Below are 26084 nucleotides of genomic sequence, written 5' to 3' on the forward strand. Positions count from 1 at the left end.
TGATCCAGAGCATGCTTCAGGTCCCCATCGTGTTAAGCGGGATGCGGACCGGACCGTTCGTTCGACCACGGCTCCAATGTTGACCTCGGAGCCTCTAATAGCGAAACCCCCGGAATCCCGGTGGTTGAACACATCGGGTTTTCCGGCGGGTAGGGGCGGTCGTCGCCGTCTTTTCGCAGGGATAAGAGGACAAGATGCCCTTACGTTTGACGAGTTTTCGTGCCGCCCCACAGATAGCACACCCCTCCGCTAGAGCGACCGCGACTGGTCATCGGCTGCCATCTGTGGCCGCGGGGCCACGGTGGTCGGCACTGGGCTTGGTGATGGCGCTGATGGTCGCGGTGGCGGCGTGCTCGTCGTCCGGCTCGGCCGGCACCACGGGAGCGGCGCCCTCCGGGATCAACGCGCTTCCCGAGGTGGTGAGTAATCCGCCGGCGCCGAAGCCGGAGCCGATCTCGGTCAGTGAGTTGCCATTGCCTCCGGTGACGACTAATACCGCGTCGGGTGGCTGTACGGTGGCGGTCAACCCGCACGGGACGGGTTGTATCGGCCAGTCGGTCGGTCTGCAGTCGGGTGGCTATCTGCCGGACGGGCACGCGGTCTCCGCGATGGTCAGTTTCGCTGGGGCGCCGGCGGCTCCCGACCCGGCGAGTGTCTACGCGGGCCCGCAGATCATCATTGTGCGGACCGACGGCACGACCTTCCCTGGCGGCGACGCGTGGAAGTGTGTGACCTGTGGTGTCCCGGCCGCGAATCAGGCCGGGCGCAACGAGGCCCTGGACTATCCGCAGCCGTTCAACGACGGCAAGCGGATCCTGGCCGGCACGAACGTCATCGACTGTGGGTCGTTCAAGCTCGCCGATACCGGCTGCGCCCCGGGCCGGGTCCATGTCTATCCGGTCCGGTTCAACAACACGGCCGACGGGTCCGGCAAGGGCGGGAGTATCCGTGAGCTGCGGCTGAACCCGGACAACGTCCATCTCGGCTTCAACAGCTTCACGTTCTCAGGCGGCGCGATCGGGCAGTTCGGCTACCTCGGCCGGCTGACGTTCAACCCGAACCCCACCACCGGCACCCCGCTGGCTGCCCGCTACGACCTCACGTCGGTCACCCGGCTGTTCGACACCGCGACCGACAAGCAGACCGTGTACGTCGATCCGGCCCACCCCGGCCAGCTGACGATCAACCGCAACGCGATCTCGGTGGGTGAGCTGCGTGGCTTCAGCAAGGACGGCAAGGAGGTCACCTACATCGGCTACCCGGACGAGTCGTCCAACATCGATGTCTTCGCCGCCGACCTGACCACCGGCAAAGTCCGCCGGCTCACCAGCAACCCCGAATACACCGACCCGATCGACCTCTCGCCCGACGGCGACTGGACCGTCGCCATGGACACCCGCGGCTCCGACCGCCAGGAGTTCCTCGCCGGCATGCGGGGCATCCCCCCGATCACCGACCTGGTCACCCCCGGCGCGGTCTCCTCGGTGCGCAACAACGGGACGCGACGCTTCTTCCAGCCCATCCTGATCGACCGCTACGGCGACCGCGGCACCTACCAGGGCCAGCAGATCAACGCCGCCGGCGACGGCAGCCCCGGCGCGGTCAACGACCCGAACTGGAACGGGGAGGCCGACCCCCGCTGGTCACCGGACGGCACCGCCGTCGTCTACTGGCAGGCACTCGCGACCCCACCCGCCTGCGGCGGCGCGAACCCGCTGACATGCGAGACCTCCACCGAACCCGGCGGCCGGACCGCCCGCCTGATGATCGCCACGTTCACCAGCCGCAAACCAGCACCGGCACCCACCGTCGCCCCGATCTCCGACACCGTCCCCTGGGGCACCCCCTACGTCCCCGGCAGCCCGATCCCGACCCGCCCCTTCCCACCCACCGGCTCCTACACACTCGCCGGAGCCAAGACCGGAACAGCGGCCGTCACGATCACCGAGAACGCGGCGAAGACCGCGATCGACACCATCGCCGTCCGCTACACCAACTACTCCGACGACGGCCTGCGCACCCTCAACGGCACCGAGAAAGTCACCGCCGCCGCCCCGAGCCTCACCGTCTCCAAACTCGACTGGTACTCCGACCTCACCCAGACCGGCATCACCCCAAGCACCAAGAAAACCAGCCCCGACGGCTTCCACCTCACCATCGACCTACTGACCAACGACTTCCAAGCCACCGGAACGATGACCACCACCATCAACGGCCACGCCTACCACCAGCCACAGAACAGCACGTGACCCTTAGGCGGTAAGGCGCTTCCACCACCGCACAAGGATGCGTATGGCCGACACGGATAACCCCATCCGTGTCGGCCATACGCCGTCCAGGACCTACTGAAGGGAAGGCAGCCTCGCGGACGCGATGAGACCGCCACCCACAGCGGTTCCGCCCCGCGAGCTACTTCGGCCCCTCCAGCACCCGCCGGAAACGTCTGGACGGTGGATGAGCCGGTAGCAGCGCTTCCTGGCGAGCCCGAGGTTGCGGATCAGGTGTCCAACGCTCACGAAGAACCTCGATGTCGATTCCGCCGACGGCGGCGCGCTGCCGTCGGCCGGGAACCGCGCCGACCGATCGCCGCGTCCCGGCCCAGCGGCCAGCCGTGAGTAGCCAGCAGAAGACCAGGCCGCCCGGACAGCGTCTCCGGCGGCCTCAGCGGCACCCGTCAGGGACGTAGGGCCCGCACGAACAACTCGACCGCCACCTGCCGCTCAACCTTCTGGGTAGCTGGGTCGCGAGTGACGCCGAACGCCGCGAACAGGCTCGGCGCGGTCGCGACCATAGCGAGGAAGTGCCCGGCGAGGATCTCAGGCTCGTCCGCGACGATCGCGCCAGCGGCGGCGTGGCGGCGCAGCAGGTCAGCCACCTGACGTTGCCGTGGCCAGTGGACCAGGCGGGCGCGGCGACCGAGGGCCGGAAACCGAGCCTCCTGTGCAATTGCGATCTTGAAGACGGCGACCATCTGCGGGTCGAGCGCGCGGCGTACGGCCGCCTCCGCGATCGCCGTCAGCGTCTCCTCCAGGCTGTCAGAGTCGGGTAGCTCCGGTTCGGGCACGGGCCAGTCGGACCGGCCCATCGCCCACTCGAACGCGCGCTCGAACACGGCTTCCTTGCTGGGGAATCGGGCGTAGAGCGTGGCCTTGGTCGTGCCCGCGGCCTGGGCGATCGCGGCCATGGTAGTGGCCTCGTAGCCATGTTCAAGGAACAGCCGCAGTGCGCTTTCGCGGACGTCCCGATCTAGGCGGGCAGCGTCCGCCGATGTCGGTCGGCCACGGGGCAGCCGGGTCTGCGCGGCACGGGACCCATCCATGACCAGACAGTCTCGCCGAGATAACTGAACCGGTCGGTCTAGCTTTACCGGCGGTGACCTTACGTCGTCGATCCAGTGCTCAAGGTGGAAGGTGGTGGATAATTTGACTCACGAGTCTATTTATCGGACGCTGGACCAGCGCCAGCCAGCGATGAGGTGACGCGCCCCCTCCCTGGCTGAGCCTGTCCCCGAGGAGGTCCTATGACTTCGGCACTTGAGCAGCTACTCCGCCTACGCGATGCGGATGATCGCTACGACCGACCCGTCGAAGATCTCGTGCCGCTGCAGCTGGCCGCGGCGAACGAGCGACTGGAGACCCGCGCGGCGCGAATTCCGCTACTGAAGAACCGCCTGGACAGCAGCGGCCTGACCAAGATCACACGGTCGGCCGACCTCGTCCCGTTGTTGTTCGCGCACAACACCTACAAGAGCTACGGCGAGTCGTGGCTGGCAGCCGGCCAGTGGGATCGGATGGCCCGATGGCTGCAGACCGTGTCGACCTACCCCGGGCACGCCAGCTTCGCGGGCGTGGACGGGCTCGACGAGTGGATCGCCCGGCTTGAGACCGAGGGGCGCTTCGTCGCGTGCTCGTCAGGGACAACAGGAAAGCCTGCGATGCTGGGCGCCACCGACGCGGATCTAGACTTCTCGTCGCGGGCGAACGTTTCCTCGTTCGCGTGGGCGACCGGCATCAGGCCCGCCAACGATCGAAAGTTCTTCGGGCTCGGCCCGCGTACGACCGTCACGCGGAACGAACGCATCCGCGAAGCGATGATCGCCGCATACGGCTCACCGACGGAAGAGCCGTACCAGCTACCGGTCCCGCCGATCAGCGTCGGCTCGACCATGGCGATGATCCTGCTGCGCAGGCGGATCACCGAAGGGACTGCGCGCGCGGCAGAGATCGCCGAGTTCGAACGACTGAGCGGCGAGCGGCAGGCGAACCTCGACGCCGCACAGGCCGACGCCGTTGCGGCCCTCATCAAGTCCCGTGAGCACAGGCTGCTGCTGACAGGGTTCTTTCCCAGCCTCTACCCGCTTGCCATCGCCGTCCGCGAGCAGGGCTTCGGCACGGGTTTCCACTCGGATAACGCGGTGCTGACCGGAGGCGGGCTGAAGGGTGTGTCGCTTCCGCCGGACTACCGCGAGGTCATTCTGGAGACGTTCAGCGTCCGAGAGCGACACGTTTTCCACCTGTACTCGATGCAGGAGCTCAACACACCGTTCCCCCGCTGCGCCGCGGGTCGCTACCACGTAGCGCCCTGGGTCATCGCGCTGCCGCTCGACGAGCCAGGAGAGCAGCTGCTGGACACCACAGGCGGCGAAATCCAGGCACGAGCGGCGTTCCTGGACCTGTCCCTGGACGGCCGCTGGGGCGGGATCATCTCCGGCGACCGGATCTCCATCGATGTCCGGTCCTGCGCCTGCGGTCACCAGGGCCCGACCATCGGTCCGGAGATCGTACGTTTCTCGGACCTCGCCAGTGGCGACAAGATCACCTGTGCCGGCACGATCGACGCCTATGTAAGGGGTGTGGCATGACCACGGGCGGCGTCCACACCGCGCCGTTCTTCGTCCGCGGCACCCTCGTCGAGGGGGAGACCGTCCGGCACACCTCCCGCGATCTCGGCGCGGATTTCACCACCCCCGAACTGGACCTGGACCAGGTGGTCACCCCCCGCTCCACCCTGCCACCGCTGCTGGACGTCAAGGTCTCGGAGATCATCGACTTCCTGGTCGAGACCGGTCATGCGCTCGCGCTCGACCACAACCCGCACATGCAGTCCTGCCTGGAGATGCTGGCCGCGACCAACCCCTTGCCACGACGGGTCGTCGAAAACCTGTACCGCACAGCGCCGGACCTGCTGTCCCGTGCGTCCTTGGAGTCGATGATCACCTCGAACTTCGGCGGCCCGGATGCTCTGGACGGGTGGGTGACGCGAACCGATAAGCATGGAAACAAAGGCCATCTTCGCGCCTTCCCACCCCGGATGGTGCACATGCTGGCAGGCAACGCCCCGGCGGGCTGTATCGCCTCGATCGCACAAGGGGCCCTGGTCAAAGCCATCAACCTGTTCAAGATGCCGTCCAGCGACCCGTTCACCACCGTCGCCGTGCTGCGGACCATGGCCGAGATCGACCCCAACCACCCAGTCGTGCGATCGATGTCCGCCGTGTACTGGCAGGGCGGCGACGAGACCGTCGAGAGCACCCTCTACCGACCGCAGTTCTTCGACCGGATCGTCGCCTGGGGAGGCGGCCCGGCCATCATGAACGTCATCAAATACCTCGGACCCGGCATCCAACTCGTATCCTTCGACCCCAAGTCGTCGATCTCGCTGATCGGCCGGGAAGCGTTCGCCTCACCGGACACGGTCGGTGAGGTCGCCGAACGGGTCGCCGAGGACACCACCGTGTTCAACCAGGAAGCCTGCCTGGCCAGCCGGTTCGTCTTCATGGAAGGCGAACGGGACCAGATCGAGGACTTCTGCGCCGCACTGGCCGCCCGGCTCGCCGTCGACCGGACCTTCGCCTCCGCGCAGGCCCCGCCCCCTCCACGAGACCTCCGCGACGAAGTCGAAGTCATGGCCACCATGGGTGACCTCACGCTGTGGGGCGGATTCGACGGCCACGGCCTAGTCGTTCTATCCGACCAGCCCGTCGACTTCCACCCCACGAACAAGACGTCCAACGTCGTCATCGTCCCCTCGCTCGAAAACGCGCTGAGCTACGTCACCGTCGCGACGCAGACCGTCGGGGTCTATCCCTGGCACCGGAAAGCCGAACTGCGCGACGCCCTAGCAAGCGCCGGCGCCCAGCGAGTCTGCCGCGTCGGCACAGCGAACATGCACGTGCCAGGAGGCCCACACGACGCGATGTTCGCCCTCCAACGCTTCGTCCACTGGATGGGCGACGACGACATCGAACGGTAGCGACGACACGAACTCGCCTCTGGTGACGAGCCTGCGCCCACCTTGACCCGCGGATGGACGCGTGATCGACATCGCTTCCCGTCGCCACCCCTACCACCGAGGCACCGTCCTGACTGTTGGCACCGCCGCCTGGGTCAGCCGCCACCACGACGGTCGGCAACAGCGCCAGCGCCGCGTGCCGGCGAAGATCGTTTGATGCCGCGTCGTCCGCCCAGCAAGGCCTCCCGAGCCTTGGCCGCCGTCGGTACATGCCGCAATGTGCTTCACCGGGGCGCGCTGTGCTGTGCAGTTCGGCATCACGTCGGCGTCATCGATCCGCCGTCCTATCGGAGAAGCTGCAACACACTGTCAATGACACACAGTGATGTCGATCCGAGCCCGGTCCGGTACGCGGGCTCCCGCTGGCGGCCCATCCGATCTCGGCAGGGCGGCTCTGGCTTTCTGGATCGCGATACATGGGCATTACGAGCGTCGCCCACGACTGATGGCGGGGCCGCGGGAGGTTGATCGCCTGGCGGCGAGGGAGATCATCGGCCAGCTCGATCTCTCCGACGCGCGCCTGGCCCGCCGCCGGCCGGTCCGGTCGCTCCTGCCGGTCTGCGGGGATGGGCGCGACCGCGCCGGCTCGCGTTTTGGCGTCCCCGCATGCCCGGAGAAGCAGCGTAGGCGCGACAGGTGCGCGACGCGGGGGGCCCGGCGAGGGTCAGGGTGAGGGCGGTCGATTGGACGGTGGGATGTAACCGGGTGAGGGGTGCTGGACATTGACGGATGAGGACCCGCGAAAGGACTGCCCCTGTGCACCGTGCCCTCGTTCGAGGCGCTGTTCGGGGAGCACCGCGGGGCGGTCCTGCGGTTCGCGCAGCGACGCCTTGGTAGTGACGCCGCCTGGGACGTCGTGTCGGAGACCTTCCTCGCGGCTTGGCGGCATTGGCAGGGCAGCCCCGCCACCTCGGAGGAGACCAGGGCGTGGCTGTTTGGAATCGCCGGCAATTTCGTGCGCAACCAGCGCCGCGCGGGGATCCGACGGCTACGGCTCGAAGTCCGGATGGTCGGGTTCGTGCGGCTTGTCCTCGCCGACATCGATCTCCTCATAGACCAACTCCGATCTTTCGGCAAAGATCTCGGTTACGGGGCCATGCTCCGGTCGATGGTTGTTCGTTCGGGGGGACGGCACAGCGTGGATGGTCTTTGGGCGGGCGAGGACGACGGGGCTGTCGCCGCTGGCGGCGTGGCGCCGGAAAGCGCGATCGTGTGGGACCTTCCGTGGCCACGGAACCCGCACTTCGCGGGCCGCGTCGGCGAACTCGCGGCGCTGAACGCCGGGCTGGCCGCATCGGGCGCGTTAGTCCTGCTGCCGGCGCGACCGCACGCGCTTGGTGGTGTCGGCCTTACCCAGCTGGCGGTCGAGTACTGCTACCTCCACGCCGCCGAATACCAGGTCGTCTGGTGGGTGCGAGCTGATGGCCTGGCCTTGATGACCGCGTCGCTCGCCAGGCTGGCGGATCGGCTCGGCGTCTCCCATGCCGGGTCCGTGATGAACACGGTCCGTGCGGTGACGGCGCTCCTGGCCTGGGGACCTCCGCAGGGCCGCTGGTTGCTGGTTCTGCAGGACGCCGACGCGCCAGAAGCGGTCGACGACACTGCTTCTGCCCTGGGCGACTGGATCTCCGGCGCGGAGCCGTCGGCCGTCATACTCGGTCTGCTCCAGGCGGCGCAGTCCGGCAACGGCCAGGTACTGGTGACGTCGCGCGACCCCGGGTGGTCGACGAGGATGCGGACCCTGGAGGTCGATGCGCTGCCGACGGCCGATGCGGTGTCTCTCCTCCGCGGCCACGTGCCACAGATCAGCGCCGAGGACGCACACGAACTGGCGGCGACGCTCGAGGGACTCCCGCTGGCTCTGGACCAGGCGGGGGCGTTCCTCGGCGCCACTGGAATGGAACCGGCGGAGTACCTGGGCCGGCTGCATGCCCAGTCGCACAGCCAGGCGCGGGAGGAGCGATCCGCGCCGGCACCGGCGGTCGCGGCGACCTGGGCCGTCGCGCAAGACGTGCTGGGACCGGCGGAACCAGCCGTGTTGCTTCTCGCTCAACTCTGGGCGCATTTCGGCGCCAGCCCGATTCCCCTAGATCTGATCCGGCCCCGGACGGCCGGCATACTGCCGCCGCCACTCCGAGAACTGGCCGATGCTCCGGCGCTGTTCACTGCGCTGGTCGACCGGCTCGTCGCCTTGGCCTGCGTCCGCCGCACGAACGGCACCGTCTCGATGCACAGACTGACTCAGTGGACACTGCGTGACGACACCCCGGCCGATCTGCGATCAACACTGCGTGCCGTGGCGCGAGCGCTGCTCGCGCAGGGCGAACTCGTTTCGTCGACACGGAACCCTGCCGCGTTGGAACGGTCCGCCGATATCCACGTCCACGCGCTTGCGACCGGTCTGGTCGGTGACGACGGTGCAGCCAGTCGACGCGTCGTCATTGTTCTCATTTCCCACCTGTCCGCGCTCGGCGACCACGTGAATGGCCGCCGCCTTGGTACCGACGCGCTGCGCAGGTGGTCGGAGCCTCTCGGCGAAGACCATCCCGATCTGATCACGACGCTCGGCAGCCTGGGCGCGGTGGCGCGCTCCCAAGGCGACTATCTCGCCGCACGCGACATGTTTAACGAGCTGCTGAACATGTCGCGTCGGACGCTCGGCGAGAACGCGGGCGACACTCTCCGCGCCTGGTGTTCGCTGGCGTCCGTGATCCTCGACGGTGGTGACCCGGCCTCCTCGCGGGAGATGTCCGCCGACCTCGTCAGCCGGGCGCGCACCGCCCTCGGAGAGGACCACCCCGTCACTCTGAAAGCCGAGCACAATCTCGCCCGCGCGCTTCGCTACCAGGGCGACACCCGAACGGCGCGCGAGATCTTCTCCGACGTGCTGGACCGAGCGCGCCGGGCGTTCGGCGAGGACGACCCTGACGTGCTCGTGACCGCGCACAACCTGGCTTCAACCTTGGCTGCCGAGGGCGATCATGAGTCGGCTCGAGAGATGTTCGAAGATGTACTCGCACGTGCACGGCGTGTTCTAGGCCCGGATCACCCGGCCACGCTCACCACCACCCACTACCTGGCAGTCGTCATGCACGCGGCGGGCGACTGGTCCGGCGCGCACGTGATTTTGGAAGATCTTCTTCCCAGGCGCCGTCGGGTTCTCGGCAATGACGACCCGCGCACGCTCGCGACCGCGCATGCCCTCGCGTCGGTGGCTCGCGAGCGCGGCGACTATGCGGCCGCGCAGGCGATGTTCAGCGATCTGCTCGCCCGGCGGCGGCGCAGGTTCGGCGCCGACGACCCGAGCGCCCTGAAGGCCGCCCACAACGTCGCGTCCGTCTTGCGGGTTCGGGGTGACCTCGCGGAGGCGAGGGGCTTGTTCGAAGATCTGCTGCGGCGGCGGACCCGCGTTTTGGGTGAGGATCACGTCGACACACTGACGACCCGCTATGAGCTCGCGTTCGTCATACGGTCACAGGGTGACCCATCTGAGGCCAAGGAAAGGTTCAGGGATCTCCTTTCCAGGCTCCAGGAGGTGCTCGGCGCTCGACATCCACTGAGCGAATCGGTGCGGCGGGCGTCGGATGAGCTCGATTCTCTCGCTGCTGACGATGGCCCCGAGGAGCGGTGGGAATGAACCGGAGCTCGAAACCAGGAGCAATCTCTGGCGCCGGAACGGGATTCCGCGCGGACCGGGCAATTGAGAAGTAGTGGAATCATGAAAGAGCTCTCCGAGCAAGAAATACAGGCGCTGATCGATGCATTTCCCGGGCCCGTGGAGGCCAGGGAGATCCTGATTCGTGCGGGTGTACGCGCGGGCAGCGTGACCTGGGAGTCGGTGACCGCCACGATGTTTTGGCAAGGAGCCGCGCGTCAGCTCGCCAGCGGCCTGCTGATTGACGGCGCACTCAGGCTGCTCGAGGCTGCCAGTGACGAACGTCCGGGAAATTTCGTATTCACCGCCGGCGTCAAGGCTCGGCGCCCGGCCAGCGGCCCACGCCCCTCAGCCCGCGAAGATCCCGTCGACCCGGCGAATTGGCCACGTTATGAGGGCGTGCTGGCTGGCTATCTGCGGGCGCCCGCGCAGAGCATCGCGGACGCCGAAACCGACGCCAACCTGCGCGCGGACCTTCTGAAGACCTGTACGTACCTGCACGCGGTTGGCCGATACGACGTGGCTCGCGAACTAGCCGCTGGCCTGCGCGGACACCTGACCGTCGTGCTGGGGGTCGACGACCTGGACACGTGGGCCGCGGCGCACCATCTTGCGAGCGCGCTCCTCGGCGGGAAGGACTATGAGACGGCGGCCGTGCTCCTGACCGAGGTGCTGGCTGCGCGCGAGCGGCGGTTGGGCGCACGCGACCCGGCCACCAGCGCCACCCGGGCGAACCTTGGCGTGGCCCTCACCCGGCTGAATCGGCTCCAGGACGCGGAGGACCATCTCCGCACGGCGCTGCGAGACCGGATCGCAATCCTCGGTGCCAATCACGGGGACACGGTGATGTCGAGGTTGAACCTCGCCGCCTGGCACCGCGAGCGTGAGGAGGCGGACGACGCCTACCGGCTCGATGCCGAGGCCCTTGCGTCCGCCGAGAAGCACCTGGGCGGCAAGCATCCGCTGACGCTGGAGGCGGTGGTTTGCGTCAGCGTGGATCTCATCTGGCTGGCCCGCGGCTACCAGAAGCGAGACGCGAGGGAGGCGAGCTACGCTTCGGCGGTCGAAGGGCTGAGACGCGGCCACGGCGGCCGGATGGAGATCTTCGGCGCGGACAGTGTGGTGACGCTCGAGTCGGCCGCGCGGTTGGTAGCGGTGCTACTCCAGCTCCGGCGCTGGGCCGAGGCCGAGCCACTCGCGCGGCGGACCTTCTTGGCGAGTCAGCGTGTCCTTGGCCGCTCCCACCCTTTGACCTCGCAACTCGGGCGCTACCTCGAACTGTGCGAGGAAGCCATGCAGGCCCGGCGCCGACGGTAGTCCTCACGGCAGCGGGTTCTGGATCTCGGGTGGGTCGTCCGGCTCACCGAAGGGCTCGCGGTCCGGTGCCGGCCGGCCGGCACCGGGGGCCGCGTCGGCGTTCCGCGGAACCGGACCATAGCCGTCCTCGGGCGGGTCGGTGTCCCGGCCATCGGTGTACCAGTCGGACAGATCACGTGCGCGGTCATTCCCGCGCTCGCGTGCTCGGGCGACGACCTGCTCCGGGCGGTCGAGCGGGTAGTCACTGGGGCTGTCGGCCTCGTCGAGCATCGTCACGGCGGCCTCGTTGCCGTGGCGCGCGAGGACCAGCGGCCCGGCAATCAAGGTGAACCCGGCCAGCATCGAGGTCTCACGGAAGAATCCCAGCACTGCCTGACCGCCTCGCCGCGCGGCCTCGTCGAGCTCGGCGGAGCTGCTGGCACTCGCCGGCGCGACGGCATCCAGCGCGCGGCGCGCTTCCAGACGGACGGCCTCCGCCGTGTAGCCACCCACCGGCCGCAGCAGGTACATGCGCATCCAGGAGCCGCGAATCACGTCGCCGGCCAGGGCGACCTCGAGATGGAGCGCATCGAAGACCGGTTTAACGTCCTCCTCGAACTTCGAGGCTCCCTGGTCTGTCAGGTCGTCGGAGGAGTACACGCCGCCTTCGAACGCCATACCGTATTTCTGATACAGCTCGCGCCGACGGGCGGCAGCCTTCAGCCTGACCTCGAGAATGCCGACCTCGAGCTCCATCTGCGCCGCGACGACCTCGCCACTCACCTGACGGCCCTCGCTGTCGGTGGAGGCGACTACCAGGCTCCGCTTGATGATGAGGGGTACCAGGTCGATGAGGACACCGGCGAGCAACAGGACCAGGCGGGTTGGCAGTCGGGTGGTCGGGCGTTCCTCGAGGTAGTCGATCCCTGCCTCGATGCGTGGCCCGATGCCGTCGTCGGCGGCTATGGCGGTCTGGCTGTCGAGCGTGCGGTCGTGCGTCTTTCCCTGAATCTCGCCGGCTTCGTTCTGCAGTTGCGTGAGCGTGGAACCGTTCTTGGCGTTCCATTCGTCCAGGGCTTTCGTCGCCGTGGTCAGATCCGAATCGCGCGCAGTCGCCGCGACCTCGTAACCCGGCCGGCCCGTTCCTGGGAAGGAGGCACAGTCGACTGTGGTTTCGGGATCATTCGTCAGGTGGCTGACGTTACCATTCTGCTCGCAGGCGAGCCGCTCGCGCGCGGCGTTCTTATTTTTCTGCAGCTGGCGTTGCTGGTTGAGCAGCTGGGCGTAGACACCGGTGGGCTGCCCCTTCGCATCGACCAGCCCGTTCGCCTGCGCGCCGGTCGCCGTGTTCGTCTCCGTATTGACTGCGGCCGTGTTCTCCTTGGAATGGTTGGCGGCCACCACTCGGGTCAGGCTCGGCGCGAAAAGCAGCTGCACGAGCATCTCGGAGACGAGAACACCGAACACGATAGCGACACCGACCCGGCCCCAGAGCCCGTACAGCCGATGAACGCTGTGGCGCCGGCCGGACTTGGTCGTCGCCGCGCGTACCGAAGACGTCCCGACCTGGCTGGTGATGGAAAGCTCAAGCGCGTAGATGAAAATGGCCCAGACGGTGGCCGCCTCCCAGTAGCTCAGGTGACCCACGAACCTCGCCGCGCCCCTGGTGCTCGATGAGCCGGTCAGGTCGCGCAGCGCCTGGGCGTCGAGGGCGAGCGTCAGGAAAATACGCGCGCAGATCCAGTGAATGGCGATGACGACCACCATGGAGAGCCCGAGCGCGCGGTAGCCCGCGCGGCGGCCCGCGGTCATCACGTCACTCGGCCGAGTGCCCGTCAGTCGAATCGGCAGCCCGAGCAGTTCCCACCAGAGCTGCTTCACGGCTGTGACCGCGTGACTGCGCGCCTGCGCCGCCCAGATCCTCAGGACCTTCAGCGACGAACGGACCCGGTCGGCTGCCGGCGACATCAGCCCCTACCGCTCGGCGACGTAGGGGAAACACCAGGAGTAAAGCAGCCGACCTCGACGGAAAATATCTTCATGCGCCCCCCGACCCATGACTGTCGCGTGTCGCGACGTGCACATCATCCACCCGGCGGGAGTCGCTGCTCAACCGGCCCTGCTGATGAGACGGCGAGGACCTGGACGTGTGTCGGTCTGGCATCGTGAGGCGGAGGTCCCCGGTGCCGCGCTGCAGGACCCGCAGTATTGCCACGGAGACGCCGGAGCGATCGGCGAGTTCGCGCTGTGAGACGTGGCGTTCAGCCCGGCGGGGGACTTCCCGAAAGTGCGGCAGAGCCGCAGGTCAGGCGCTCCCGCCCGATGCGCCCGATCTCAGGGGCGCGACGCTGGCGCTCATCCGATGGGAGGTAGCACAACTGCGCTCTCCCCTGGCGGACCGCGGCGCGTTGACGCGACCGGAGCTCCGATCCGCGGTCATCACGTTCGGTCAAGTCGATCGGCCATAGGCCCCTGATGCTGGGGACGGTGAGGACGTCCGTCCAGGCGGCGGGCCCGGTCGCGATGCTCCTCTCGCGCGCCTGACGACGGTAGCCCGCTGCCGGCCGCGCGAGGTAATCGACCAGAACCACGGCGTGGTTGATGGCCTCGTCCTTGGCTGCATAGAGAAACGTCCTCGTCGGGAGCGTTGCCACAGTTTCGCGGAGGCGGCCGACCGCGGGATTCTCGTTGAACTCGGCCCGGTAGCGGTTGCCGAAGTCCGAGAAACGAATCTGGTGTTGGCCGTAAAAGGTACGTAGCTGTCCGCTGGGAGCGACCTCCTTGCATCACTGGTCGACGGCGGCGCGCTCTTTCGACAGGCGCCGCGGCCGCAGTCGCTCGGCTGGGACCCGCAACCCGCCTTCGGACTCTGGGGCGTCATGGGCGCGCTTGACTCGCACCACCGTGTGCTCCGTATCCTCGCTGACGGTCAGCCTGTCTCGACGTGCCCGATCGTGTTGTTGTCCTCGCCATGGGCATGATCAGGCAAGATCCGCCGCCCAGATCCGGCCGGCATGCCTGCCCTTCCGAACGAGTACGATCGCGCCATTCGCGAGCCGGGCGGTGCGTGGCTGATGAGCCGCGTCCGTATCGACCGCGAGAAGGCACGCGGCCGCCTCGATCGAATGATCGTCCGCAGCCGACGCAAGATCACCGAGGAGCCCGACTTCCCGGGGCAGTGATCACATGGGCGGCGCAAGTGCCGCCGGGACCGGAACCGTTGTTCCAGGCCGTCCTGGGGAAGATCCGCGTCCTGCGGAACGGCCCAGGCCGGCCTGGCTTCTCACCCGGGAAGCCGGCGGCTGGCACAGCGTGGAAGCGGACCTGCGCGCCGCCGCCGACCCGGACCCCCGCTTGGTCTCCCTCGGACGCGCGGCTGCGCGCCTGGCTGGCAACAGACGCCGCGACGACCTGGCAACCCCTTCCCAAAGCCCAGCAAGGCATGGATGGCCGTCTACCTCTCCAACGCGGGACGCTACGACGCCGGCCCCACGCCGGCTGGCCCTCTACGCCGGAATCAGACCCAGAGCCCCACTGCCACGCACCGAACGCGAAACGGTGACAACAACCAAACTCCGTCGCCGGCCGCGCCTCGCCTGGGCGCTGACCACTGCAACGACTACGACAATCTCATCGCTCGTGCCCGTTGGCGGACGCGACGGCACACAATGACATTCACCCACGATGCACAGGTTGATGCACCGCGACGTTGATCGCGATGACTCCACGGAAATTGCGGCGCAGCTGCAATTTCCATGTGTGCCGGGGCGTGGCGGAGACCACTGATGGGTCGTACCTGCCATCTGAACTCGTCCAGGCGAGGTAGGCCTCTAGCCAGTCATCGGGCAGGCCGTCGAGGAGAGCTGGTCCAGCCGAACAAAAATCCAGTAGAAGTCTGAACTCGATCTGAATGATAGTGAATGCCTTCTTGATTTTTTGGTCGCGGCGTGGATTTCGGCCAGCCACGTGACGACCGTGGAGCGACGCTCCCCGCGTGGCGCGTCTGCGGGCTGTTACTGCGGCAGAGGAGGCTGCTCGCTAGCGTCGAGTTGATGGGCGCCGTAGTAGGGGGTGACGCTAGTCCGGGCTAGGTTCATGCGGAGGCCATGATCACGGACCTCGGAGGTGGGATGCTGGTCGTCTCTGCAATGGAGCCAAACGCTCCGGTGCATTGGCGAGCGGCGGTGAGAGGTGCACGGGTTGACTCCGGAGGAGATCCGGGCTCTAGCAGACGTGTTCGCGGACCCGGTCGCGGCCGGCCAGCTGGTGGAAGCGGCAGGGTTGGCCCGGAGCCGCCATCCGGCGTGGCCTGCTGGCGGGTCCGGGTCGTTCTGGAGCGAGGTTTCCCGACTACTGGCGGCGGGAGCCCTCGTAGACGGGCGGGAGAATCTGCTGGCGGTGGCCGCAGCCCTTTACCCCGCGAACGCAGCCTTCGGCACCGTGGCCCCAGTCGCTGAGCCTGGGTTCGATCGCGACGCGACCGTTCTGCCGCTCTGGTATGTGCCGTGGCTGCGCAACCCGAACTTCACCGGCCGCGATGACGAACTGAACGCGCTGCGCGAGCGGTTTTCCGCGAAGGGCGCGGTTTCGATGCTTCCCCAGGCGCTTTACGGCCTCGGCGGCGTCGGCAAGACCCAGCTCGCGGTCGAGTACTGCTACAGGTTCCGCGACTTCTATGAGATCGTCTGGTGGATCTCGGCCGGACCTGGTGGCCTGGTCAGCGGGCTTGCTGAGCTGGCACGCCGTCTTGGAGTGGCGATCCACGGAGCGGCGGCTGAGTCCGCGGCGCACGCCGTCGATCTACTCGCTGGACACCGCCGAGTACATCGCTGGCTAGTGGTGGTCGACGACGCTGGCAGCCCTCCAGATCCCGCTGCCGAAGATCCGGACAGGCAGGTGTTGACCGCTCTCCTACGGGCAACAGGAAGCGGCGGCCAAGTGCTAGTGACCTCCCGTGACCCTGCCTGGGCCGGCCTGGCGGAAGCGGTGCGCGTCGAGGTCCTTCGGAGAGTCGAGGCGGTCCGGTTCCTTCGCCGTCGTGCCCCAAGGCTGTTGGAGGTGCAGGGTGAACACCTCGCCGACCTGCTCGGCGACCTGCCACTTGCCTTGGAGCAGGCCGGCGCGTGGCTCGACCAGTCCGGCATGGCGGTTGAGATCTACCTCGACCTGCTCGACCGACGGACCCAGGCGATTTTGGCCGAGGGGAAACCAGACGGCTACCCAGTGCCGGTTGCAGCGACATGGACGCTCGCTGTGGACCGCCTCAAAAATCCGGCGGCCATTTGGCTGCTGCGCCTGTGGGCACACTGCGGGCACGACCCGATCCCCGCCGATCTGATCGGACCCGGTGTCGCCCACCTCCTGCCCGCCCCGCTTGACGAGTTTGCAGCCGATCCGCTGTCCTTCGGGCGATTGGTCCAAACTTTGACCGCGCTAGGCCTGCTTCGAGTGCTGCCTCACGGATTTGTGCTACACCGATTGGTCCAGGCAGTCCTCCGCGCACACACCCCGCCACACGACAGGGACACTGCGCGCCGCGCTCTACACCAGTTGCTGGCCGCCGCCGACCCCGCCGACCCCGATCTCCCCGCGAACTGGCCGCGTTATGCGCAGCTGCGCCCACATGCGGTCGCTTCCGGCCTGGCGGACAGCGACGACTACGGTTGCCGCCAACTCGCACTGCGGCTTCCCTGGTTCCTGAATGCGGCCGGTGACTACCAGGCGAGCCTCGTATTGGGCACCGACACTTACAATCGCTGGTCGCGCCGGCTCGGTAGTCATGACTCGCAGACCCTGGCTATCGGGATCGGCCTCGTCGGCACGCTGATCGCGCTTCGCGACGACGTCTCGGCTCACACGCTGGCTGAGGAGGTGCGGGCCCGCGTCCCCGGCGCCCTCGGCGACGACCACCCCACCACCCTGATGGCGGACTCCGGTCTCTCGGCCGCGCTGCTGTCGACGGGCGACTATGCCGAAGGCCAAGCGCTGGCAGAGGCGATCCTGGCCCGCCGACGCGCCACCCTCGGTGACGACCACCCTCTGACGCTCGGTGCAGCAATCGGTGTCGCCGCCGCACTGCTGGGGAAGGGGGAATTCTCGGCCGCACGCACCCTGTCAGAGCAGGTACACACCAGACTGCGGGGCATCCTCGGCGAGGACCACCCCACGACCCTGACAGCTGCATCCGGTCTCGTTACCACCCTGACCTTGCTGGGTGACCTACCTGCCGCTCGCGCGCTAGCCGAGGAGGTGCTGGCCCGGCGCCGCGCCGTTCTCGGTAACGATCATCCGCACGCACTCGACGCGGCAGCTAACCTCGCCGGCACCCTGCTGGCCTTGGGCGACCTATCGGACGCGCACAGGCTGTTCGAGGACGTGCTGGCGCGGTGCCGTGAGGCCTTCGGTGACGACCACCCCAGGACTTTGAGCGCCGCGGCCAATCTCGCGGCCGCGCTGGGGTGCTTGGGCGACGCTTCGGCAGCCCGGAGCATGCTCGATGAGGTGGTAATCCGAAGCCGTGACACGCTCGGCGACGACCACCCGGACACTCTGACAGCCATGGCTAAGCTCGGATACGCCCTTATCTCGCTCGGCGAGATATTCACAGCCCAGACGCTCCTCGAGGAGGTCTGGGCCCGCGGCCGAGATGCCCTCAGCGACAATCACCTTTCGACTTTGGGCGCCGCCACGGGCCTTTCCACGATATTGGCAGAGCAAGGCGACCATCTGGCAGCCCGCGCACTTGCTGCGGACGTGTTGGCCCGCTGCCGGACCACCTACGGTGACGATCACCTGCAAACTCTGACCATCGCGGTGATTCTCGCCGACGTGCTGGTAGAGATCGGAGATCAGGACGCGGCCCGGACTCTGTTCGAAGAGGTTCTGACCCGTAGCAGGAACCTCCTCGGCGACGAGCATCCATTCACTGTGAGTGTCCGGAGGTCGCTTCTCCTTTAGCTAATTCGCCGTGGGCAACAGTCTCGGCCGAGATGGGAACCGAGAAGAACGGAGTCCCGCCACGGGATGGGATGGCAGTCGGTCGGAAATGGCCCGTGCCATTGGTCCGGCACGGCGCGCTCGCGGTCCTGGAGCAAGGTATGGGGTCCACGCAGGCCAAGACATTCGTTTCAGACATTCGAGCGAAATACACGTTCGGGGCTGGGCGAACTCCGATAATGGCGGACCGGCCGGCGAACTCCGGGCGACTGCGTGTCTGAGATTGCTCTCGGCGAGGGCCGCCAGGATTTTCAGATCCGCGAGGAGTTCGGGCGGGAGGAGGCCGCAGGCCGGCCCCGCTTCGGCAACTATGTGGGTCAGGCGGTCCTGCTCGTCGACGGTCCGTCTGGGTCGTAGGTGGGGGTTGTCGCGAATCTGGGCAGCAGCGCAGACGTCAGAGTTGCACTGCGCGTCCGTAGTGAGCCGGCGGACGATGGGCCCGGCCTTGGAGTCGCTCGACGCGAGGGCGAGGAGGCTGAGGCCAAGACGGCTGCGGAAGACGACGTCGGCACGGTCAGCGTCGAGCGTGAGGTAGTTCGCTACGGCCGCCGAGAACACCGTCTCGAATGGCATGTCGCCGGCCCGCAGGCACAGGAGGCGCAGCGCGGCCGCGACGGCGTTCTCCCAACGATCCTGCGTGAGGCTGGCGTCGAGGCAGTCGAGGGCTTTGCGGTGGTCTCCGGTGGCGCAGTGGGCGAGGACGAGGACCTGGCGGCCGTCGAGAAGGCGTTGGCCGATTCCGCGGTGCCGACGGACGTGATCGAGCGCCTTAGCCCAGTGACCGGCTCGTGTCAGGGCACGGGTGCCATCGGCGAGGAGCACGGTCCAGAGGAATCGTTCGGCCGGATCGGGCGTCAGGCCCGGGGTCACGCCGGTGAGCTCGCCGACGGTCTTGTTCGTCGCGGTGGCGCCACCTGTTGGTAGTGCCGCTCCGGTCGCCCGCGGGTCACCGCCCAGGCGTTCATCGAGGACAGGCTGCATGGTCAGGGCCTTCGCTCCAGATGGCACGGCCCGGCCGGTGGAGGGGGTGTCCGGCCGGGCCGTGCTGGATTCGACGAGGTCAGCGACGGGCGGCGATCGCCGTTACGCGCAGGTGTTGGTGCAGGCGCTCTGGCACGTGGTGCCGCAGTTGTCGTCGGTCAGGCGCATCAGCTCGTCGAGGATCGGGCCGGACTCGACGATGCTCACGTCGAGATCGAAGTCCGTGTCGACGGCCGGCGCCGCGGCGGTCGTGGGCGGGGTCATGGGATTTCCTCCTTGGAGAACGGCGGGAGTGCGGGGCTTTCCGAGGGTCAGTTCGGAAGATCGGTGGCGGTCGGCCAGGAGACGGCCAGTCGCCGGTGTCGCCGGTCGAGAACCACGGCACCTGCGGGAAGCACGAGGTCAGGGGCGTCGGCGGGGAAGGCTTCGATGCGCGCGGTGAGGCTGCCGCCGTCCCAGGTTCGGATGCGGGCGGCCATCCGCTCGGCGAGCGCCTCGGCGTCCGGGCCGTGTGCGTACACGCCGAACTCACGCGACGTCTGGCCCGGGGCCTTCGGGCTGAGCGCGAGGTAGGCGAAGCTGCCCTTGCCGACGATCGTCGGGATGCCCAGCGGCCAGGCGTGGCCGACGACGCCGCGCGCGACGGCTGCCGGCCGGGCCATGAGCAGCCCGAAGTTGTCGAGCCCGGTCGCCAGCCACAGCAGCAGGCCCTCGAACGACCCGTCCTCGCCGACGCTGGCACTCGACCAGACCTCGACCCGCGGCCAGGACACCGCCTGACGGACCAAGACCGGGTCGGCGTCCGGCGGATCCTCAAACCGGATCGCCGCATCGTCACCATCGAGGCGGATCACCTCGTCAGGGTGGGCGCCCACCCCGCGCACAGGGACGAAGCTGCACAGCTCATAACCCCGGCTCACCAGCCGGCCGCCGGCGGACTCGAACACCACCGACCGCGTGAGCCCCCGCAGCCGCAGCGGGATGACCAGACGGCCGCCAGGCGCGAGCTGGTCGGTGAACGCGGGCGGGATGTCCCACATCCCGGTGGTCACCAACACCAGGTCGAACGGCGCCCGGTCCGGGACACCGGCGTCGGCGTCCGCGAGCACGACCGTCACCTGGTCGTAGCCGGCGGCGGCCAGACAGCTGCGCGCCCGGTCGACGACCTCCGGGTCGATGTCGACCGTCGTCACCGCGCCCGACGGCCCGACCAGCTCCGCGAGCAACGCCGCGTTGTAGCCGCCGCTGCCCACTTCGAGGACCCGCATCCCGGGCCGGACCTGTACCTGCTCCAGCATCATCGCCTGGATGTGCGGCGCCGAGACCGTGCTGACCAGCGCTCCGGTGTCGTCCCGCCGCACAAGCACCGTGTTCTCCGGCGCGTACGCCGCTTCGAGGCTCGCGCCTGGCGCGAACAGGTGCCGGGGCACCGTCGAGAACGCCCGCGCCACGTCCTCGCCGCGCACGGCGCCCAGCTCGCGCAGCCGCTGGACCATCGCCGCTCGCCGCGCTCCGGCTCGGTCGTCGTCAGCGGGGCCGGGTTCCACTCGGGCGTTGCTCATGCTCCCCTTCTTGGTGCCAGATCTGGCTCTCCCGGCGGGTCGCGCCCCGGAGAGGCTTGGTTGTGCCGTTCAGAGCGTCGGCCGTGCCGAATGGCGCCGCCATGCGACGAACGGATACAGGCCATACGCATCACGCATAGACACCGCTACAGCCGGTGCTAGCGTCCACCTGTTGACCGGCCCAGCCAGCAACCCCGGGGAGACGGCCTGGCATGACCAGCGACCGCCCGCGCCGCCACTGTTCCCGCTGCGGCCACCGCCTCGCAGCCGACAACCGGGCGGCGACCTGCAGCGCCTGCCAGAGCACGGCGACCAGCGATCGCGGCCACCCGCCCGACGTCCCGAACGAGTTCTGGCGGGCAGTCGCGATCGGCGAGGCCATCGCCACCTGGCACATGGGCCGGGTGATCTACGCCTACCGCTGCCACCCGTGGCACGGCCAAGCCCTGCCGCAGGAGCTCGTCGCCGGCTGGCTCGGACTCACCCAGGCGCAGCTGAGCCGCATCGAGAACGGCCGCGCACCGGAGGAGCTCAGCAAGCTGGTCCGCTACAGCCAGATCCTCGGCATCCCCGCCGACCTCCTCTGGTTCGACCGCCCCGGCGATCCGCGCCAGCGCCAGCCCGCCGATCCACCGCGATCCAGGGAATCCGACGTGGAACTCCTCGGCGTTGCGGCGGCGGACGGCGGGGGAGGTCCTTACCGGGTCCTCGCCGAGGTAGGAGAGGTGATCATCGTGGCGGTCGACCGGCGGACGTTCCTCGCGGGCAGCGGAGCGGGGCTCCTCGTCGGTGGGCAGGCCGTACCGGTCGAATCACCGGGACAGGTCGCTGGACAGGTTGTCGACCACCTGACCGGCCAGATCGAGAGCTTCTACGCCGCCGAAGCCGTCTACGGCCCTCGCGCTGTCATCCCGTCCGTCCTGGTCCAACAGGAGCTGACCCGTCAGCTGGTCGGCGCCTCCCGGGGCGCGATTCGCCAGGATCTACTCCGTACCAGCGCCGCCTACACCGGCCGGTTGACCTGGCTGCGCCAGGACGCCGGTGACTTCGCCACCGCGTCGCAGTGGGCCAACGAGACCCTGGAACTGTCGCACCGGGTCGGCGACGCCCAGCTCATCCGCCACGCCCTGGTGAACAAGGCGATGATCTGCACCGACCAGCGCGACGGCGCGGGAACGCTCGACCTGACCGACGCGGCACTCGCCGACGAGGCGGTCCTCTGCGCGAAGGTCCGCGTCCAGGCCCTTCAGCAGTCCGCCCACGGCCATGCGCTGCTCGGCGACCGCACCGCGACCGACACCGCGCTCGACCAGGCGTCCGCGCTGCTGGCCCGGGTCGACGACGACTATCCCTGGTACAACGCGTGCCGCCGGACTCCGAACTATCTGGAGGCCCAGCGCGCCACCTGTTACAACCGCCTCGGCCTCGGCACCGAGGCGCGGACGCTGTGGGAGCAGGTCATCGGCGCCCTGCCGCCGGGGGCTCGCCGCGACGCGGGCGTTTACCAGACCCGGCTCGCTCTTTCCTACGCACAGGCCGAGCAGCCGGACGAGGCCGTCGGCGCGATCGACGACGCCGTCACGATCGCCCGCGAGACCGGCTCGGCCCGGCTACGCCAGGAACTTCACGACGTGTGGCACCAGCTCACGCCCTGGCACGACGCCCAACCAGGACGCGAGGCCAAGGACCTGCTCGCGACGCTGTAGGAGGACGACACGATGGGACTACGCGACCCGCTGCCAGCCGACGAGGTGACCCGCCGGCTCGCCCAGCTCGAAGGCTGGGAGAAGGCGCCCGACCGCGAGGAGATCCACAAGACGTTCCGCCTCGACTACTACGCCTCCGTCAAAGCCCTCAACGACGTCATGACCCCCGCCCAGGAACTCCAACACCACCCCGACATCGACCTGCGCTGGGAGACCCTCCACTTCAGCCTCACCACCTACACCGCCGGCCAGAAAATCACCGAACTCGACTTCCTCCTCGTCGACCGCATCGAACAGGTCCTGGCGGGATACATCACGGCCGCGGAGTAAGCGCCCGGTTGGCGTTGCTCCGGCCATGCAGAATCGGTTCGCTGGGCGCCGAGCCTGGGTCTCTTTGCATCTCTGGCTTGCGATGGCGTCAGGCCAGTTGACCGCTCGTCAGGGCCGCGGCCTCCTGCAACGCTCTTGGGCTGTCGGCTAATATCCAACCTGCCCGTCGTGTCCACGCGTCACGGGGGCGGTGGAACCGAGCCGGGCATTCGGGGGGCCTGTGGGTATCGCCATTGTCGACGCAGTCAAGCTTGCGAAGGACAACAAGCGCTCGTACGAGCATCTTGATGCGCGCCGCCAGTCATTGGCGCAGAAGATGGCTGCCGAGTCAGGGGCCCAGCAGAAGAGCCGCACTGAACTGTACGAATCGGCGCTGGCGCCGTTCCAGAAGGTGTTCGGTCGGCTGAAGAACGTGGACCTGGTCGAGCTTGCCAGGATCGACCTGATGACGGGCCGGAACCTGCCGGAGGCCGCGCTGCCCGGGATTCGGATCGGGGTGGTGCAGTCGCTGGGAGTGTTAGCCGGTGGTGCCGCGGCGGGCGCCGGGGTGGGCGCCGCGACCTTCGCGGCGGTCGGTGCGTTCGCGACGGCGTCGACCGGCGCCGCGATCTCCGGTCTGTCCGGCGCGGCGGCGACGAGCGCGACGCTGGCCTGGTTGGGCGGCGGATCGATCGCCGCGGGCGGTGGAGGTGTCGCCGCCGGTACCACCGTTCTTTCCGGGATTGTGGCAGCGCCGGTGGCACTCGCTCTCGTGGCGATTGTTGAGTGGCAGGGGCGGAAGGCCCGCAACGGCGAGCGTGTGACGTCGGCCAAGCTCGTCGAGGCGGCAGCCGCGCTGGACCGCGCTGAGGCTGATTCCGCCCTGGTGCGCCGACGAAGCCGGCAGGTGCGAGACGTTCTCGGGGACCTGCGCGTCGCGCTGTCCGATCGGTTGCCGTCGCTGGACGCTCTCATCACCTCGAACCCGGACTACATGACCTACACCAGCGAGCAGCGGCGCGTAGTCGCCCAGCCGGTCGCGATCGCCTCGGCCGCGGTCATGGTGATGAGCACGCCGATCGCGACCGACGACGGGACGGTGAACGAGCACATTCGTCCCGCCGTCCTCGCCGCCAAGCAGCGGCTGCTCCTCATGACGGAACCGTCATGACTTCCACCGAGCCCGACCACACTCCGTCCCAGGCCGCGACCGGACGATTCCCCGGTTGGCTAACAGGTGGTGCCGATGCAGCGGTCCTGGCAGTCATCGACCTGGCGACCCGTCGGACCGCCGCCGAGGTCGTCGAGACACTGAACGGCCGCGACACCGTGGTTCGGCTGGCCCAGCGATATGCCAACCTGGGCAACCCGCAGCGCGCCGGGCACCTGTTCGAGGTGATGCACACCGTCGGGTTCAACCGCCACGCGGCACGGGCAGGCGCGACGGTGCGCGCGCAGGTGCTGGAATGGACGCAGGGCGGCTCACAGAACGGTCCCGCCGACATCCGCCTGGTCGATGGTGGCCGCACGATCGCCGAGATCCAGGCGAAGCTCGTCGGCCGAGTTCCGGGCGCGGCCCGCGAAATCTCCCGGCCGTCCTACCGTGGCATGGGACGACTCGTCGCGGCCGATCGCCTCGACGACGTCAACAATCTGCTCGACCGCCGGCTGACCATGCACCCGCAAGGCGTCTTCTTCGACGATTACCTCGACGCGAGAGCGCGCACGTCCAGCCAGCTGGCGCACGAATCCGTCCGTGGCGACCCGATCGGCTACCAGCAGGCGCAGGTGGCCGCCAGCGACCCGATCGGATGGGCCAACCATCAGGTCGCCTCCGCCGTCGCCCGTGACGTCGTGGCGGCGAGCGCCGCCGCGGCCGCCGCGGGCGCGGTCGTGGGCGCGCTGGTCTCCGCGGTCGGCGAGACCGCGCGGGTCCGGGCCGGTGAGACCTCCGCGGGCGCCGCGATCATTACCGCGGCCGGCGCCGCAGCCCGTGGCGCCGCCCGCTCCGGCACCGTCGGTGCGATCTCGGCCTCTGTCCGGACGGCCGCCGCGACGGGCGTCCTGCCGACAGCGCTGGGCGGTGGCACCGTGCCTGCCGCCATGGCCGACGCCGTGTGGGTGGTGGCCGATGCCGGCCTGCAGCTGGCGAAAGGCCACATCGACCCAGGCGAGTTCGCCGCCCGCGGTGCGGCGGGAACCATCCGGGCCGGCATGGTGTGGGCCGGCGGGCTCGTCGGTCAGACCGTCCTGCCTGTGCCCGTCCTCGGAGCACTCGTGGGCGGTGTCGTGGCCCAGGCCACCGCCGCCCTCGTCCTGCAGGGGCTCCAGCTGGCGATCGTCGCCGCGCGCGCCGACGGCACAGATCACGACCACCTCGCGCTCCTGGAGGCCGAGACGGTCACCACCGCAGCCACGGCCGCGCTTATCGGCAGGGCCACCAAGGCTCTCGGCGAGGACCAGCACACCCAGCTGGCCCTCGCCGCGCTCCCCGCCCTCGCCCACATCCAGGCGACGCTGGCCTCCCCGGACCCCGGCAAAGCGATCACTGAACTCGCGACGGTCACCTGCCGCCATGCCAGCCAGCCCACCTTCACCACCGCGGACGAGTTCGACCTCTGGATGATCAACGACAACACCGGGCTCGTCCTCAACCCGAACTGGTAAATGCCCAGGGGGAACCTGTGCCCAGCGGCCCGAAGGGGTGACGTAATCAAGCCGTCGGCGGGGCTGGCGAATCGCCGATCGCCTCCCGCCTTGTCCGCCGGGTGATCGTCGCCAGTTGGCCGAGGGCGTCGTCCCGGGCCCGTTCGGCGGCTTGGCAGGCGGCCTCGGCGTGGGCGGCGCGATCGATCGCATCGTGGGCTTCGGAGCGGCTGCTCGTACCGGGAAGCCAGGCGGCGTACCGCTCGCGTAGGCCGTGATGTGCTCGCGAGTGAAGGTCGCCGCGCTCCACTCAGACCGGCGCGCGGACCCGGGCGGCAGTGCAGGCGTCGGCGCAGCCGTACCTTCCGCCGGTGAGGGCAACGCCGCAACTATCGGCCGGTGCAGGCGGCACGGAACCTTCCCACCGGTGTCCTCGTCAGCTGGACCGCTGCCCGTCCGTCATGATCCGTGAAGAACCTCAGGAGCGGCCGGCGACAGCCGAGATCGCTCCCGTCGGGATGGCATCACCTTGGCATCAGAACCACAAGTACGCGATCTTCAGTGTCAAGATCCCGACACAAACATGCAGGTCAGGCCAGGTGGGGCGGGTGGGGCTCGAACCCACGACCGGAGGATTATGAG

18 protein-coding genes and 1 pseudogene are annotated in these 26084 nt (G+C 68.5%); 13 read left to right on the forward strand and 6 right to left on the reverse strand.

The window, feature by feature from the left end:
• The first annotated feature begins 323 nt into the window (after nt 1–323).
• Nucleotides 324–2249 (forward strand): TolB family protein, encoded by a 1926-nt coding sequence (locus FRAEUI1C_RS07330; RefSeq protein WP_013422654.1) that lies wholly within the window; start codon nt 324–326, stop codon nt 2247–2249.
• A gap of 425 nt (nt 2250–2674) precedes the next feature.
• On the opposite strand, the gene FRAEUI1C_RS07335 is transcribed toward FRAEUI1C_RS07330, so the two are convergent.
• Complete coding sequence (locus FRAEUI1C_RS07335) at nt 2675–3319, reverse strand: TetR/AcrR family transcriptional regulator (RefSeq protein ID WP_013422655.1); 645 nt, start codon at nt 3317–3319, stop codon at nt 2675–2677.
• 201 nt (nt 3320–3520) lie between these two features.
• On the opposite strand from FRAEUI1C_RS07335, the gene FRAEUI1C_RS07340 reads away from it, so the two are divergent.
• The 4 genes from FRAEUI1C_RS07340 to FRAEUI1C_RS07360 all read left to right on the forward strand — a co-directional run bounded on the left by FRAEUI1C_RS07340 (nt 3521) and on the right by FRAEUI1C_RS07360 (nt 11263).
• Nucleotides 3521–4861 (forward strand): long-chain-fatty-acid--protein ligase, encoded by a 1341-nt coding sequence (locus FRAEUI1C_RS07340; RefSeq protein ID WP_013422656.1) that lies wholly within the window; start codon nt 3521–3523, stop codon nt 4859–4861.
• Nucleotides 4858–6252, forward strand: a complete 1395-nt coding sequence (locus tag FRAEUI1C_RS07345) for an acyl-CoA reductase (RefSeq protein WP_013422657.1) — start codon at nt 4858–4860, stop codon at nt 6250–6252. Before FRAEUI1C_RS07340 ends, FRAEUI1C_RS07345 begins: the two co-directional genes overlap by 4 nt.
• An 802-nt stretch (nt 6253–7054) precedes the next feature.
• On the forward strand, nt 7055–9928 hold the full coding sequence (fxsT, locus tag FRAEUI1C_RS35975; protein WP_013422658.1) for an FxSxx-COOH system tetratricopeptide repeat protein: 2874 nt from the start codon (nt 7055–7057) through the stop codon (nt 9926–9928).
• 81 nt (nt 9929–10009) lie between these two features.
• Entirely contained in the window at nt 10010–11263 is a 1254-nt protein-coding gene (locus tag FRAEUI1C_RS07360) for a tetratricopeptide repeat protein (protein ID WP_013422659.1), read from the forward strand.
• Between the two features lie 3 nt (nt 11264–11266).
• On the opposite strand, the gene FRAEUI1C_RS07365 is transcribed toward FRAEUI1C_RS07360, so the two are convergent.
• Entirely contained in the window at nt 11267–13210 is a 1944-nt protein-coding gene (locus FRAEUI1C_RS07365) for a DUF4407 domain-containing protein (protein ID WP_013422660.1), read from the reverse strand.
• Nucleotides 13211–13503: 293 nt separating this feature from the next.
• Nucleotides 13504–14016 (reverse strand): annotated as a pseudogene (locus tag FRAEUI1C_RS41850) (DUF488 domain-containing protein); the annotation flags it as partial.
• Nucleotides 14017–14256: 240 nt separating this feature from the next.
• Here FRAEUI1C_RS41850 and FRAEUI1C_RS39375 point away from each other — a divergent pair.
• Nucleotides 14257–14424 carry a hypothetical protein gene (locus FRAEUI1C_RS39375; RefSeq protein WP_157734848.1) on the forward strand — a complete coding sequence of 56 codons (168 nt, stop codon included), beginning with the start codon at nt 14257–14259 and terminating at the stop codon, nt 14422–14424.
• 493 nt (nt 14425–14917) lie between these two features.
• On the opposite strand, the gene FRAEUI1C_RS39380 is transcribed toward FRAEUI1C_RS39375, so the two are convergent.
• A complete protein-coding gene (locus tag FRAEUI1C_RS39380; RefSeq protein WP_157734849.1) occupies nt 14918–15208 on the reverse strand; it encodes a hypothetical protein in 291 nt (96 codons plus the stop codon).
• 225 nt (nt 15209–15433) lie between these two features.
• Between FRAEUI1C_RS39380 and fxsT (FRAEUI1C_RS07375) the strand changes: the two genes are divergently transcribed.
• From fxsT (FRAEUI1C_RS07375) to FRAEUI1C_RS07380, 3 genes are all read left to right on the forward strand, one after another.
• On the forward strand, nt 15434–18199 hold the full coding sequence (gene fxsT, locus FRAEUI1C_RS07375) for an FxSxx-COOH system tetratricopeptide repeat protein (protein ID WP_013422661.1): 2766 nt from the start codon (nt 15434–15436) through the stop codon (nt 18197–18199).
• 252 nt (nt 18200–18451) lie between these two features.
• Complete coding sequence (locus FRAEUI1C_RS39385) at nt 18452–18595, forward strand: hypothetical protein (protein WP_157734851.1); 144 nt, start codon at nt 18452–18454, stop codon at nt 18593–18595.
• Nucleotides 18596–19162 carry a hypothetical protein gene (locus tag FRAEUI1C_RS07380; protein WP_041259005.1) on the forward strand — a complete coding sequence of 189 codons (567 nt, stop codon included), beginning with the start codon at nt 18596–18598 and terminating at the stop codon, nt 19160–19162.
• Nucleotides 19163–19321: 159 nt separating this feature from the next.
• Here the strand turns inward: FRAEUI1C_RS07380 and FRAEUI1C_RS37425 are convergent, their stop codons facing one another.
• Together FRAEUI1C_RS37425 and fxlM are read right to left on the reverse strand one after the other, a co-directional pair.
• Entirely contained in the window at nt 19322–19483 is a 162-nt protein-coding gene (locus FRAEUI1C_RS37425; protein ID WP_013422663.1) for an FxLD family lanthipeptide, read from the reverse strand.
• Between the two features lie 47 nt (nt 19484–19530).
• Entirely contained in the window at nt 19531–20781 is a 1251-nt protein-coding gene (gene fxlM / locus FRAEUI1C_RS07385; RefSeq protein WP_013422664.1) for a methyltransferase, FxLD system, read from the reverse strand.
• A gap of 212 nt (nt 20782–20993) precedes the next feature.
• On the opposite strand from fxlM, the gene FRAEUI1C_RS07390 reads away from it, so the two are divergent.
• The 4 genes from FRAEUI1C_RS07390 to FRAEUI1C_RS07405 all read left to right on the forward strand — a co-directional run bounded on the left by FRAEUI1C_RS07390 (nt 20994) and on the right by FRAEUI1C_RS07405 (nt 25463).
• A complete protein-coding gene (locus FRAEUI1C_RS07390; RefSeq protein WP_013422665.1) occupies nt 20994–22487 on the forward strand; it encodes a helix-turn-helix domain-containing protein in 1494 nt (497 codons plus the stop codon).
• 12 nt (nt 22488–22499) lie between these two features.
• Nucleotides 22500–22817: a 4a-hydroxytetrahydrobiopterin dehydratase gene (locus tag FRAEUI1C_RS07395; RefSeq protein WP_013422666.1), complete on the forward strand. Its 318-nt coding sequence runs from the start codon at nt 22500–22502 to the stop codon at nt 22815–22817.
• A 220-nt stretch (nt 22818–23037) separates the two neighbouring features.
• Nucleotides 23038–23967 carry a hypothetical protein gene (locus tag FRAEUI1C_RS07400; protein ID WP_013422667.1) on the forward strand — a complete coding sequence of 310 codons (930 nt, stop codon included), beginning with the start codon at nt 23038–23040 and terminating at the stop codon, nt 23965–23967.
• Nucleotides 23964–25463 carry a hypothetical protein gene (locus tag FRAEUI1C_RS07405; RefSeq protein WP_013422668.1) on the forward strand — a complete coding sequence of 500 codons (1500 nt, stop codon included), beginning with the start codon at nt 23964–23966 and terminating at the stop codon, nt 25461–25463. Before FRAEUI1C_RS07400 ends, FRAEUI1C_RS07405 begins: the two co-directional genes overlap by 4 nt.
• Nucleotides 25464–26084 lie beyond the last annotated feature (621 nt).

Source organism: Pseudofrankia inefficax, assembly GCF_000166135.1.
Taxonomy (GTDB): domain Bacteria; phylum Actinomycetota; class Actinomycetes; order Frankiales; family Frankiaceae; genus Pseudofrankia; species Pseudofrankia inefficax.

What these genes read in the sequence shown, in the direction of transcription:
- FRAEUI1C_RS07345 (WP_013422657.1), top strand. Translation starts at nt 4,858, where the DNA reads ATGACCACGGGCGGCGTCCACACCGCGCCGTTCTTCGTCCGCGGCACC.
- FRAEUI1C_RS37425 (WP_013422663.1), bottom strand. Translation starts at nt 19,483, where the DNA reads ATGACCCCGCCCACGACCGCCGCGGCGCCGGCCGTCGACACGGACTTC.
- FRAEUI1C_RS07360 (WP_013422659.1), top strand. Translation starts at nt 10,010, where the DNA reads ATGAAAGAGCTCTCCGAGCAAGAAATACAGGCGCTGATCGATGCATTT.
- FRAEUI1C_RS39375 (WP_157734848.1), top strand. Translation starts at nt 14,257, where the DNA reads ATGCCTGCCCTTCCGAACGAGTACGATCGCGCCATTCGCGAGCCGGGC.
- FRAEUI1C_RS07390 (WP_013422665.1), top strand. Translation starts at nt 20,994, where the DNA reads ATGACCAGCGACCGCCCGCGCCGCCACTGTTCCCGCTGCGGCCACCGC.
- FRAEUI1C_RS07365 (WP_013422660.1), bottom strand. Translation starts at nt 13,210, where the DNA reads ATGTCGCCGGCAGCCGACCGGGTCCGTTCGTCGCTGAAGGTCCTGAGG.
- FRAEUI1C_RS07395 (WP_013422666.1), top strand. Translation starts at nt 22,500, where the DNA reads ATGGGACTACGCGACCCGCTGCCAGCCGACGAGGTGACCCGCCGGCTC.
- FRAEUI1C_RS07340 (WP_013422656.1), top strand. Translation starts at nt 3,521, where the DNA reads ATGACTTCGGCACTTGAGCAGCTACTCCGCCTACGCGATGCGGATGAT.
- FRAEUI1C_RS07330 (WP_013422654.1), top strand. Translation starts at nt 324, where the DNA reads ATGGCGCTGATGGTCGCGGTGGCGGCGTGCTCGTCGTCCGGCTCGGCC.
- FRAEUI1C_RS07405 (WP_013422668.1), top strand. Translation starts at nt 23,964, where the DNA reads ATGACTTCCACCGAGCCCGACCACACTCCGTCCCAGGCCGCGACCGGA.
- fxlM (WP_013422664.1), bottom strand. Translation starts at nt 20,781, where the DNA reads ATGAGCAACGCCCGAGTGGAACCCGGCCCCGCTGACGACGACCGAGCC.
- FRAEUI1C_RS07335 (WP_013422655.1), bottom strand. Translation starts at nt 3,319, where the DNA reads ATGGATGGGTCCCGTGCCGCGCAGACCCGGCTGCCCCGTGGCCGACCG.